The sequence below is a fragment of the Nocardiopsis sp. NPDC006832 genome (genome assembly GCF_040635885.1).
Taxonomy (GTDB): Bacteria; Actinomycetota; Actinomycetes; order Streptosporangiales; family Streptosporangiaceae; genus Nocardiopsis.
In genome coordinates this window covers 1-13,312 of record NZ_JBEYLC010000100.1, presented here as the reverse complement: position 1 = coordinate 13,312, position 13,312 = coordinate 1, and the positions used below count along the sequence as shown (strand labels likewise).

The window sequence follows — 13,312 nt, the reverse complement described above, 5'->3', positions numbered from 1 at the left end:
CACGCCTGTGTCAGGGGAACGAAAGTTCACCCATGAATGCACCCCTCGTCTTGATTGTCGGGTTCCTGCAGATTCCCAGTCACTGAGATCACCTCCATGGAGAGCCCGTTGCACTGAAAGGCGCACGGCGGGTTCGGAGGGCGGGCCGTGGAAACCTGCCGTGAGCGATCACGGTAAGGCGCCACGGTCCGACCCTGCTGGAACGGTGTTACCGCTGGAAGAGGCTAGGATAATCATCACCCGCCGACAGCGAACCGTGTTGGTGCTGCCCCAGCGGACGATGCGCTTCCTTCAGGTTAAAACCCTCAGCATACATAAGTCTCGGATATACTCAAGAAGCCCAAGACATAACGCAAGCAAGAAAAAAGAGAAGCACAGTCATGAATATTATTCAATCCTGGCTTAAATCCAATAAATCTATCCAGATAGAGACCTTCCTAAACGAATGGTATGGCCCTCCAAAAAAACCAGCACCGAAAATCCAGAACAACGACACCCCCGAACCCCTGGTCCACTGGCACGAACTATCCCAAGCTTGGGATTCTGGCATAACACACCAAAATTACGCAATCCCACTAAATGAGCTCAAGCCAGAGAAGGGGAAGATTCCTTTCTGGTGCGAAAACCAAGGAAATTCGATGTGGGCGTTTGACCCCACCAGTCAGAACCAACTTGTCTATGAGCTTTCCAGGGATGATTCTTGGGAGAAAACATCAGTAGATATATCTACTTTTCTTCGGATATCTACCATCAACGAAGCAATCTACGGATCCCCTGCTCAAGAATTCATTGAAACCAGTGACCCATGGAATTTGTTTTTTCCTTTGGAAAACTTGCAACTCGAGGCACTTAACCTTGACTGGCCCCACCCCCAGTCAAGGACAATAATCGGACGCAGCTGGCTCGCGCTAGTCGACCCAGGGCGCATTCCTGGTACCTACGAGGTAACTCTCGCTGCCAAGCTCGATTCCACAATCAGAGACCTCCTCTCGAAGCCATAAAGGAGAATTAATTCAAAGAAATAAGTCCACTTTTCAATCAGTAAATATGATCACCACTCGAACTTAATAGCATGTTACATATACAATCTTGGGGGTTGATGGCCGCCAAACCACCAACCCCCAAGGTTGATCGTTTCTGAATAGCAAAAGAGAAAATCTGTACCCCTAATCCGAATTTCCCCAGAATCTTTCTTGCCCCTTCGGTGATCTCACAAGAAGCTGGAACCCACTAGGAAGCATGCTTGGAAGCGAGTTTCTGCAAGTAGGACAAGTTCCGGTCGGATAATCGATGTACAGCACTGCTCTTTGAAGACCCGGATTCATCCGAAGGAAGGCAGCAGCGTGTGTTTCAACATGGCTGGCATTAGCCCTCCTAACACCAGGCATTCCTGGGAGATCTTCAGCTTGACCTCCAGGGCCACTCACCATAGGAAGTTGATCATTTCCTACGTCTAGAATTCCAGCAGTTCTTCGATCCCTGTCCTTAGGAAGCTCTCCAAGTGAAATTTCACAGTTTTGGTTATGACTCAGAATGTCCAGGGAACCTACGGTGACATAGTAGGTGTGGATGCCCTGGACGGTCAGGTTGTGGACCGTGGCCGCTTGCGCCCATGCCTGGATACCACTGACCTGCACCAGGGTGCCCTCAGAAGAAAGCAGCCACATACCCGGAACCAGGTCAATCGCGTCGACCCAAGTCTCCAATTCCGGGGACCAAAAGGGGTGTTCGTCGGTGGCGATGATGACATCGCCGAGCACCGTCGGGCCTGGCAGACCGCTTACCTCATCAAATTTCCCCTGTTCAAGCGCGCTCGCCTCGATCTGGGTGGTGGTGTCCACCGTGATCTCGACCAGGGTCTTGGCCCCGGAGCCAATGATCGTGGCCAGAACCTCGCGCGGGCCCTCTTCGCCCGTCTCAGGATCGGTGGCCAGCACCTGCTCGCCGGCTCGAATCTTCTCGATGGGTTTGCTGGTGCCATCGGCCATCAACACCAAGGTCCCCGGGACGAAGCTGTTACAGCCACTACCTCGGCCACGGCGGAGGTTCTTGATGAGATCCTTGATCTTGTCGCCGTTACGCAGAGCACGCATCGCACTACCTGCGGGGATGGGGCCGGTGGCCACCTCCACGGCGATGTCCACCGTCGTTTCACCGGCCTGGAAGGATCTGGAGTTGGAGTTGACCCCCACATTCGCCATGTGCTGGTCCCAGGTCCTCCCCACCCCGGTTTTACGCACCGCGTAATCACCCAACGCACGCATCGGGCTCCATGTCAGCGCGCTACCCACACCGGCGACGAAGTTGCGCGGCCGTTGAGGAACCCTGCGTACGGTTCGCTGTACAAAGTTGGCGTGACGCCGAGCCCGGTGGACCACGTTCCGGCGCACCGTGGAACGGATATTGCGTACCCGGGAGGAGTTCCACACCCGTCGCACCGAGGCACGTGCCCGGTTGCGCACCCGGCTGACGGTACGTCGGATTCGGTTCCAGGTCTTGCGCAGGAACAATCCGTCGGGGTCGGTGAAGCTGACCGGGTTGCTGTTGGCGTAGGCGTACCCGTGCATCTGTTGGGGGTCGGACACGTCCATGACCGGGTCGGGTGAGATGAACCTGCCCAACGCCGCGTCATAGGCACGGGCTCCGATCTGGGTCAGACCGGTGGAGGCATCGATGGTTCCGCCGACGAATCCATGTTCGCTGGGCCAGGCTCCCGACCCGATGCTGCGATCGGCGCCGAACGCTGTGAAGCGGCGTTGGGTGACCTCTCCCCCAACGGCCGTCACGGCCAGTTGTCCGGTGCCGTGGTGGTCGGCGAAAACCCAGGTGACGTTGCCATCGGCGTCGCGGACAGCGATGGTCTCGTCCTCGTGTTGGTAGAAACGCAGGGCTCGGGTGACCAGTGAGGAGCGCTCGTACTGGACCTCCATCCCTGGCAGGTTGAGGGTGGATGTGGTGGCGTCCCGGCGGATCAGTCGGCCACCATCGGCGTCGTAGGTGTAGGTGGTCTCTCCACTGGCCGCGTCATCGACCCGCACCAGCAGACCTTCGGCGTCCCACTCCAGACCTTGTTCGTGGGCGGGGGTCGTACGAGAGACCATGTTTCCGGCCTCGTCGTAGTCGTAGTGCTCCAGTCGCTCGCCCGCGGGTCCGGTCTCGTGCACCTGGGTCAGGGTGTGCGGCTGGTCCTGGCCCGCGTCGGGGTGGGTGTAGGTGCGTTCGGTAGCTCCCCCGATTCCGCCGTGTTGGGTTTCGGTGACCCGGTTGCCGACGGCGTCGTAGGTGTAGGAGTGCCAGTAGGGAGCCGGTCCGCCCAGTTCCCCCACCTGGGGTGCGGCCTGGCAGGCCTCGGCTCCGGTGGCGTCGGGGGTCCAGGCCTCGGTGAGCTGACGCATGTGGTCGTAGGCGAAGCACTGCACGTCAGCGGGGCGTTCGCTATCGCTGGGTTCATCGCGCAGGGACAGGATGTTACCGGCGTCGTCGTAGGCGAAGTGCAGGTGTTGCAGGGAGCCTGCGCCGAAACGGGGGGTGATCCAGGTTTCGTTGAGTCGGTTGGTGGCCGCGTCGTAGTCCCAGGCCTGCCAGTAGCGGTCGTTGCTGCTCGAGGTTCGGGCCAGGGTCCGCATGATGAGGTTGCCGACTTTGGAGTACTCGGCGGCGGTCACGTAGGAGCCTTCACCGGCGATGGCGGTGACCTTGCCGAGGTCGTCGTAGGTGTAGCTGATGTTCTCTTGACCGAGCCCACCGGCCGCAGGGGACATGTGGCTACGGATGCTGCCGTCGGGGTTGTAACGAGTGATGAACCGGTAGGTTCCGCCCAGACCGAGTTCTTCCTGCGGGACTGTGACGGTCGTGGCCACGGCCCGGTAGAGATCGTCGTAGGACAGAACCTGGTTGCTGTAGGCGAGTCCACCGTCATGGCGTGTGGTGGAGGTCAGTTGGCCCTTGGCCCGGGTGTCGTAGACCCATTCGGCGCGCAGGGGGCCATCGGTGGAGCCCTCGTGCAGGGCGGTCTTGCGGCCCAGGTCGTCATAGACGTGGGCCAGGGTCTGGTCGCGGGCGTCGGTGCTGGAGGTCACCCGGTCCAAGGCGTCGTAGGTGTAGGTGGTGGTACCGGTATCGGGGTCCGAGGTGGAGGTTCGGCGGCCGTTGATGTCGTAGGTGTAGCGCCATTCGTTGCCGTCGGTGTCGGTGACGGTCTCCAGTTCGTCACCATGGGTGTAGGTGTAGTGGATGGCGTCGTAGTCACCGGCCGGCTCGCGCCCGTGGTGGTGGCGCAGTTCGATGGTGTTGCCACGCGGGTCGGTGATGGTGGTGGTGCCGGTACCGCCTTCAGGCGGGGTCATCCGAGTCTGTTCGCCGGCGTATTCGGTACTGGTGCGGTACTGCTCTTGGCCCCGAGACATCTGGACCTGGTGCAGGGGGCGTTCGGCTCCGTCGTAGACGGTGTTGGTGTAACGGGGAATCTCATCGGTGTTGTTGACGACGAAGAGGTTTCCGCTGGGGGCGTCCTCGTTCGGGTAGGCGGAACGGGTCTGGGTCTGCAGGCCGCGGGAGTCGTGCAGGGTGTCGCTGATCAGGCGCCCGCCGCCCGAGGCGGGGCCTTGGGTCTGGCGTACGCGAAGCCAGCCATCGTGGATCTGGTAGCTGGTGATGTAGTCGCCGTGGGGGTTGAGCGCGCTGCTGGCGATGTAGGTGGGGGCGTCCTTGGACAGGTGGTAGGCGAACTTCATGCTCGGGGTGGCGTCACCCTTGGGCCGGTCCGCGAGCCAGATCTCGGTCAGACGACCTAGTGGGTCGTAGGCCAGGTCGGTGCGTTTGTTGTTGGCGTCGATCTCCGCGACGGTGAGCGAGCGTGCCGGGTCGATTTCGATGGAGCTGACGTGTCCGGCCGGGTTGGTCGTGGTGATCGTGGTGGCGTTACCACCGCCGGTGTGGTCGACGTATTCGGTGGTGGTGGTGTTTCCTTCGGCGTCGGTCTGGGTGAGCTGACGGCCGTACCGGTCGAAGGTGGAGATGTCGGTGACCTGGTAGCGGGGGGTGGTTCCGTCGTAGCCGACCAGGCGTTCCGATGAGGTCTGTACCCCTTGGGTCGGGGTCTGGCCGAAGGCCTTTCCGTCGTAATGGGTACGGGCGTCGGCGATCACGTCGTCAGGTCGGCTGGGGGTGGTGTCGCATCCCACGGACACCACTTCTTCCCTGGAGGACAACTCCAGCAGGTGAAGGCCGGCATTGCGCACGTACGTGGTGCGTGCGCACACCTCGTCTCCGCTCTTGGAGACGTCTCCGTGGTCGAAGACCTCGGTGGGCATACCGTGGTCGTCGTAGGTGGTGTCGGTGCGGTCTTGACGCCACCCGCCCTCGGCGAGAGGGGTGTAGCCGCGTACCGAGGCCACATCGACTTGGTGGGATTCCAACGTGCCCCAGGAGTAGGTACGTGAACCGGTTTTACGGCTCCAGGGCAGGGTGATCTCCTTCTCCACCACCTCGCCCTCGGGCCCGTTCCTGGTCAGTGTTTCCAGGGTTTGCCCGTTGTAGCGGTCGTGGTCGGTGTGCTCGCCGCCTTGAGTGTCGGTGACCTTCACACTGCGTGTGCCGCTCGGTTGGTGATCGCCGTGCATTCCCCGGAAGAACCGGTGTTCCTCTTCTGAGCGGGTACCGTCGGCGAGACCGGAGTTGACCCGCACGACCTCATAGCCACGCCACTGGGACCAGGTGCGTTTATCGTCCTTGGTGAACCCGTCGGCGTCCATGTACCGCCAGGCAGCGCCGCCCCGGTAGTCGTAGGTGGTGACGACGTCGGGTTGGTCGGTGACCAGGTCGACCTCTAGGACCTGGGTGACCACGTACTTGTGGAACCAGTCGGTGATGTCGTCGTCACCACGACCGCTGGGCACCCATTTCACCGGATAGCACCGTTTGGTGTTGGTGTGCGGGGTGGGAGTGGAGCTGGCGGTGCAGTCGGGGTCGGAGTAGGAGATGTCGAGTTGGCCGCCGGTCTCGGTGTAGACGGCGGTGATACGCCACTTGTTGAGGGGTGCGACGCCGTCGCTGGTGGAGTCGACACGGTTGGGCATGGGTGTGCCTGCGAAGGTCAGCGCTGGGTTGGCCAGGGTGCCGCCCACATGGCCGGTGTGGGTGACGGAGTCCAGCCACAGAGTGGGGTCGGTGCCGTCTCCCGGTGCGGGAAAGCGGTGCGCGAACTTCCAGGAGTCGACGGTGGAGTAGGAGGAGCCGTCGTGGATCTGGGTGGTGACGCGTTCCAAGCGTTTGGTGCTGAAAAAGGTCGGGGAGAGCTTGTCGGTGCACTTGGCGTCGGCCTTGCAGTCCTGGTCCAGGGGAACGTCGGGCCAGTGCTTGGCGTTGGTCTTTTCCCGTTTTTCAGGTGCGCAGTCGAAGGAGTCGGTGGTCAAGCAGCGTTCGGCGACGGTGAAGTTCACGCGGGCCGGGGCGGTGGCGAATACGTCGTCCTTGTCCAGTCCGTATTCGATGCGACGTAGGTAGCCGCCCCGGTCATAGGAGGTGCCGTCGTCGGCCTTCCTGTTGCGGCCGTAGTGGTTCTTCTCCTTGGTGTAGTGCAGGGTCATGACGTTGCCCTGTACGTCGACGACGTAGTCCAGGTTCCAGCGCCAGGCCTGTTGGCACCAGGAATCGGCGAAGGAGGACTTGTGGCAGGGTTCGCCTGAGTCGTTGCCGAAGACGGGCATGTTCCAGGCCGAGTTGGTCTCCGGTTTTCCCGAGGACCAACCGGGAAGGCGGTTGCGGCCGAAGAAGTACTGGGTGCCGTCGGTGGTGGTGACCTTCCAGTACTCGCCGTCGTTATCTCCGTTGGTGGCGCCGGTCAGGCGTTCGATCTTGGAACCGTCGTCACTGCGCATCCTCCAGGTGCCGTCGGAGTCGAGCAGCAGTTCACTGGACATACCGTTCAAGGACAGGGTGGCGTTGTGCCGTTTCCAGCACATGTCTCCCGTCTTGTTCGGGTCTTTCTGGCCGTCTTCTCTACAGGGGATGTAGGTGCGTTCGATGAACCCGGGGTGGTAGTCGAACCCTTCACCAATCCATGAGGCCTGGTTGTTGGTGGAGGCGGTGCGTCCATCGACGGACCCGGAGGAGTAGGACAGGGCGATGTCAGGAGCTTGGTCACCGGCCACGTCCGGGACCTCCACTGGGTAGGTCCAGGAGAAGTCACCGGTTTGCAGGCTCACGTCCCATGAGGCCGAGGGCGACAGGTCGCTGGCCTGGTAGTCACCGTTACCGCCGTCCCCGCCCGCAGCAGCCATGAGCATGACCCCAGAGGTGGTGGCCGGGCTGATGACGCTCAGGGTCTTGGTCGCCGGGTCGTTGGTGGATCCCAGGTCGTAGGCCTGGGTGCACTCTTCCCCCTGGTCACCGTCACAGTCGGCCAGGGCCAGGAGACGAAGGCGAGAGCCGTAGTCGCCGCCGAAGGCGGAGGCGAACTCGGAGTAGTCGAGTACGACCTCGACCGGACCGGGGGCTTCGATGCCATCGGTGCGGGTCACCTCCAGCAGAAGGCCGTCCACTCCTGCTTGGGTGGCCTCGTCCTTGCTCAGGAGTGCCACCTGCGCCGACTCAACAGCCTGTGGGGTTTGGTCTTCGACAGGGTCGGCGACGGTACTCTCGTCTTCGGCTGCTTCGTCCCCGCCGTTCTCTTCGGGCAAGTCGGGCTCTTCAGCAGCGGGGTCTTCGTTCTGCTCGTCTTCGGCTTCGAGGTCTTCGGTAGGGTCTTCCGTCCTGGACTCATCCTCCGGCTCTCGGGGCGCCCTCCGCTCTTCACGACCGGACGACTCTTGCGAAACCTCCTCCTCCGGGAGTGGCATCTCCCAGGTATTCAGCAGCTCGTCGGGCACCGTACCGATGCCCACCACAGCCTTCCCGTCCTCCTCCATCAGGGAGAAGGCGTCAACGTCTTCGGACCCGTCGGCCTCGACCGTGAGGTCGACGATCTCCGGTTCGGGCCACTCCGCTGCTTCCAAAGTGGTGACGGACGCTTCCCGTGCCGCGCTATCCCCTTCGACGGCTTGGGCTACGACCTCATCACCCTCGACCCAAGGCTCATCCTCGACCTCCGGAGCCGAGTTCTGAGGGGTGGCCTGGGAGGAAGGTGCCGCCAGCAAGGTGGCCGTCACCGCCAAGATCAGGGTGTTGGTCATGCCACGACTCAACATGCGTCGAATTCGAGCACCACGAGGTTCGGCCTCTTCGGCTTCGTCCTGGGTGGGGGAAGGGCGTTCGGACACAGGGGCCTCCGTCCCGGCGGTCGTCGTTGCCGCCGGGTTCTGTGAACTGGGAAAAGGGTGTGGGGAGAGGAACCAGGTCAGGAAGAGCCTGTGGGGATCAGACCCTCATAGACGTTGTTGATGTCGGCTTGGGAGAGCACGCCTTGGTACAGGTGGACGTCATTGATGTCGCCGGACCAGGGATCGAAGAACTGCTGCTCGAACCGTGCGCCGCCGATGAGTAGCGGACCGTTCGCGTGCCAAGCTTCGGGGATCTCCACCGGGTCCTGGGCCACACCGTCGACGTAGAGCGTGGCCTGGCCCAGGGTGTGGTCGTAGGTGGCCGCCAGGTGGGTCCAGCGTCCGAACTCCGCGGTGCGATCGGACAAGGAACGATGCCACCCGCTCGTGCCAGTGCGATCTTCGGGCGGCAGCTTCATGACCCACTTGTCGTGCTCATAGGTGTGCTGGTAGCTCAGGTAGAACGCGCTGTGGTCATCACCGTTCTGAGCCACCGCGGTGGAGTTGTGGCCGACTTCATCGAGCCTGACCCAGGCCGCGACACTGTAACTCCGGTCCGTGCGAACAGCCGGTCCTGCGGCGGCCAGGTGTTCTTGTTCGGCGACGTTCAGGCTCACACCCGGAGCGAACGTGACCTCGTTGAGCGCCTGGTTCCACGCGGTCAGCGGGTCGGCGTGCAAAGTCGCGTCCAATCCGTGGTCGGAGGAGTCCGCCGCGAGCGTCCCTTCGGTCTCGTCCAACTTCCAGCGACCTTCGAGCGCGGCGGGCCGATTGGCCAACTCCCACACTTCAGATCGGGCTTCGTCGTCCTCGATGAACGGTTCATCGAAGAGGACCCGGTCCCACACTCGTACGTCGTCGATGCCGCCGGGCCAGAAGTCGTGGTGTGTCCCCCGGTACAGTGCCCCTCCGATCACGAAGGGGCCCTCCGCGTTCCACGCGCTCTGCTGAACATGGGTGCCCTGTTTGACACCGTCCACGTACAAAGCGAGCTCTCTGCTTTCGGGGTCATAGGTTCCCACCAGGTGGGTCCACACTCCGGTTTGTGCCTGTTCGGTGGAGAGCACTCGTTCGGAGATTGACGTGTCGTCCCCGTCGTAGGGGGCCTGTTTGAAGATCCACCGGCCGCCCTGGGTGTGCTGGTAGCCGAGGTAGAAACCGCTGTGCCGCTCGCCATCCTGGGCCACCGCGGTGTAGGCCCGGCTCGGGTCTTCGTCCAACCGCACCCACGCGGCCACCGAGAACGCCTCGTCGGTGACCACCACCGGGCCCTGAGTACTCAGCCGTTCGCCACTTGCGGTGTCCAGCCCCGTGTTCTCCAGCCGGTAGGTGTCTCCGTCTCGATGGCCCACACGGCCTCGGGTCCAATCCAAGTTGCCCGAGGCGGTCGCGATCCGTTCGGTGTCCATCGCGTCGGTGGCGCTGTCTCCCTGGCCCTCGTCCAAGGCGAAGTGGGAGATCGGCTCCGCGGGTGGGGCCACAGTGAATCGATAGACCAGGCCGCATTCGGAGGAGTTGCCGTAGGCGTCGCTGATACGGGCGTGAATCAGGTTGGGGCCGTCCCGGCGTGGGGTGATCGGTAGCGTCACGCTTGCGCCCGGTTCGTCGAGTTCGATCTCGGTGGAGCAGGAGGCGTCGTTGAGGCTGTAGTGGTAGGAGGTGGCCTGGTCGACCCCGTTGTTGGCGAAGGTGAACTCACCCGAACGGCCCGCCGAGCCGTGGACCTCGTCGCCGGCCGGGTAGTCGGTGGAGGTCACCTCGGGTCCGGAGTCGGGTTTGGTGGTGTCGATCTCCAGGTAGCACCATGAGGACCACGGTCCCCAGTTGGACTTGTCGTGGCCGCGCACGCGGTAGGCGATCGGTTCCTTTTCGGGGAGGTCACGGGCGGTCACCGGACGATAGGAACCCCCCGACCACTTGCCCACGGTCACGTAGGCGGAGTCCGCCGTACCCAGGGCGGTGTCATCTGCCACGCTCTTCCACTCGAACCGGGACTTGACCTGTTGGCCCACCCAGTAGGAGTCCCTGTCGCGGAGTTGGGCGTTGAAGGTGACGGTGGTGTCGTTGATCAGCCGTGGCTTGTCCTGGTCGGTGCTGCACACCCCGCCGAGCGAGTCGGAGATGGTGGAGGTCACCGGTTTCGCCGGCGGATGGTTGTAGTTGACGACCAGTACCGGCGGCTTCTTCTTGAGTTCGATGCGACGCCAAGCGGCCGTGCCGGACTCATCACGCTCTTTCAAGCGTAGATAGATGTGGGAGGCCTTGTTGTCGACCCCCCACTTGTAGGCGGAGGTGGCGTCGAACTCCACTCCGCTGGATGAGGGACAGGTTGCCCATCCACCGCGCACGTTCTGTGTGTCCAGCACTCCACCTTGGGTGGAGGGCTGTTTGTTCCAGGTGGTGTTGCGGTTGAACGTGCTCACCCGCTGCAACTGGATGTAGGAGTTGCTGTTACAGCCGTAAGCCCAATCGACTTCGGCTCGCAGGGTGGCCGAGTTGATGATGGTGTTGGGGTGCATGGTGCGAGCCATCACTGTGAACTGGAAGAACGCTCGACGGGTGTAAGTGCCTTCAGGACCGGAGTAGCGTCCTACGCCCACTGGCTTGCTACTCGAGGTGTTGAAGTAGGCCTGGTTCGGGTAGGTGCGATCGACGTAGGCCCGATTCGGGCGGCTAGCGCTCACCGACGGATCGATGTAGATCGGAAACTCGGTGGCCTCATCCACCAACATGCCCTGGTCGGGAACCAACCGGATGTGGTCGATCCCCAGAGTGGTCTCCACCGCCTCCACGCGAGAAGTCATCAATGGCCCCAGCGTGGGGTCCTCTTCCGCCACCGGCTCCGGCTCGGTGCTCGAGTCCCACATTGCTGGCGCCTGGGCAGAGAACACGCTCTGTCCGCCCGCTTCTCCGACCGCGTCCAGATTGCCGTACTCATCCACCGTCATGGTCACACCGACGGTGGACAGCGGTAGTTCCAACTCGGCGAGTTCAGGAAGTTGCGCGGCTTCAGGAGTGTGTACGACCAGGACCTGGGAGAAGCCCTCCACCCCAGCGGTCAGAACCAGGTCCACATCCGGCAGCACGTCGGAGTAAGTGGCTTGCTCTCCTTCGAGCGTTGGTTCAGGGAGGCCCTCGATCCAGCCCAAGGAAACACTGTTGGAGCCAATTCCGACGTGGGCCATGACGCTGTCCCCGCCACCAGAGAAAGCGATGTCCATCCCCGCCGCCTTGGGGCGGATCAGCCCATCCGCGCCCCGGACCAGGTCGGTGTCCACATCCATCCATCCTTGGGAGGAGCGCACCCGAACCGGCACTGCGGAGACCTCAGCGGTCAGCGACCCGTCTGGATTGGCGAAATGCTGAGTCTTCTCATCCGTCAGCCCTGGAATCTCCACCCGCTCACCGGACTGCTCAGCCAACGCTAGGGCGTCGAACTCCTGCTGTTCCTGCGGATCCGAACCCTCTGAAGCGTCGGGCTCCGCCCTCGCGGGCAACGTCGACATCAGGGAAACGACAAGCATGGTGGCGATGGAAGCCACCGTCGCACGGGCCAAGGGGCGACGCATGGGGGATGCCGTCCTAAGGAAGGAACTCCGATACCGGAGACTCAGTTATGAATGACTCAGAGCAAGCCAGAAAGTACGGGGTTCCAACTCGTCAGCGCAAGCTGTTGGAGGCGAACTTGCTGCCCCCACCACGTGGGGGCAGCAAAGAAACCCGCTCTGATCAGCAGACATAGAAGATGGCCACATTAGGCCATAGTGTCCTACATCACATACCTCTATGCGCGTGAACCTGGCACGCAGGCAACCTTGGGTGACGCCACCTGTGGGCGCCTCCCCTGGGGATGCGACGCATGCAGTCATAGAGCATGAAGATCCCCAGCCCCAAAAAGACACGCGAATACCTTTCTCAGCGCGTACGCAATTTGGACTCCACGCCAGCCTTCCCCCTTTGAACTCTGAAATACGCAATACGCACATGATGAGCAATAAGAAACATTATTCTACACTGAGGTGATCTCAGAGCGTGTTTGAGAAGGGTCAGGGAATGAGGTCCTGGCCCGTCCAGGCACGCTGACGGACGGAATCTTGTCCACGTGCGAGACGGCGGGCCATCTGGCCGATCGCGGCCCAGCGCACCATCGCCTCAGACACCTCGGGGTCACGCTCGTAGTCCCTGGCCAAACGCCGGTGAGCGGTCAACCACGCCAGCGAGCGCTCCACCACCCACCGCCGCGGAATCACCGCGAACCCCACCTGGCCGGGAGCCTTGCGCACGATGTGCAACGTCGTGGCCACGAACCTCTCGGCCCAGGCCACCAGCCTTCCCGCGAACCCCGCGTCAGCGAACACGAACCGCACCGGCGTGCACAGGTACAGACTCAACAGGGTGGTCCTGGCCCCGTCCCGGTCCTGAACGGATGCGGCCATCACGCACACCACCAGCAACAGCCCCAGGGTGTCGGTGACGATGAACCTCTTGCGGCCGTTGACCTTCTTGCCCGCGTCATAGCCACGGCTACCCTGGCCGACGGTGTCGGCGCCCTTGACGCTCTGGGAATCGATGATCCCCGCCGAGGGCTCGCCCCCACGCCCTTGAGCGGTGCGCAACCGACGGCGCAGCACGGCCATGACCTGCTCGGTGACCTTGGCTTCTTCCCAGCGGGAGAAGTACCAGTAGACGGTCTGCCAGGGCGGGAAGTCCACGGGCAGGTGCCGCCAGGAGCAGCCGGTACGCACCACGTAGAGGATGGCGTCCACCACGTCGCGGCGGGGGTGCTTCTCGGGCCGGCCACCGGTGTTGGCCGGTGGGAGCAGGGGCTCGATCAGGGTCCACTGCTCATCAGTCAGATCAGAGGGGTAGGTCGGGCGTCGCGTCATGACGGCCATGCTCGCGACCTGACGACAGCAGCGTGAGCGAAGTGCCCGGACCGTTACCCCTTCTCAAACACGCTCTCAGCGAGTTTGCTTCTCGATATTGGTCAGCGCCAACGCGGCTTGCACGATCATCCCGATCTTGGACGGGCTCATCGTGGTGTGATGCAGCGC

At 62.5% G+C, this 13,312-nt stretch carries 4 protein-coding genes; 1 reads left to right on the top strand and 3 read right to left on the bottom strand.

The window, feature by feature from the left end:
* Window positions 1-380: 380 nt before the first annotated feature.
* A complete protein-coding gene (locus ABZ717_RS27385; protein WP_358515753.1) occupies window positions 381-1,001 on the top strand; it encodes a hypothetical protein in 621 nt (206 codons plus the stop codon).
* Window positions 1,002-1,166: 165 nt separating this feature from the next.
* Here ABZ717_RS27385 and ABZ717_RS27380 read toward each other — a convergent pair whose 3' ends face one another.
* From ABZ717_RS27380 to ABZ717_RS27370, 3 genes are all read right to left on the bottom strand, one after another.
* The gene (locus ABZ717_RS27380; RefSeq protein ID WP_358515750.1) at window positions 1,167-8,171 is read right to left on the bottom strand and encodes an RHS repeat-associated core domain-containing protein; all 7,005 of its coding nucleotides are present in this window, start codon (window positions 8,169-8,171) and stop codon (window positions 1,167-1,169) included.
* A 164-nt stretch (window positions 8,172-8,335) separates the two neighbouring features.
* Entirely contained in the window at window positions 8,336-11,782 is a 3,447-nt protein-coding gene (locus tag ABZ717_RS27375) for a LamG-like jellyroll fold domain-containing protein (protein WP_358515748.1), read from the bottom strand.
* A gap of 522 nt (window positions 11,783-12,304) precedes the next feature.
* Window positions 12,305-13,153, bottom strand: a complete 849-nt coding sequence (locus ABZ717_RS27370; RefSeq protein ID WP_358515745.1) for an IS5 family transposase — start codon at window positions 13,151-13,153, stop codon at window positions 12,305-12,307.
* Window positions 13,154-13,312 lie beyond the last annotated feature (159 nt).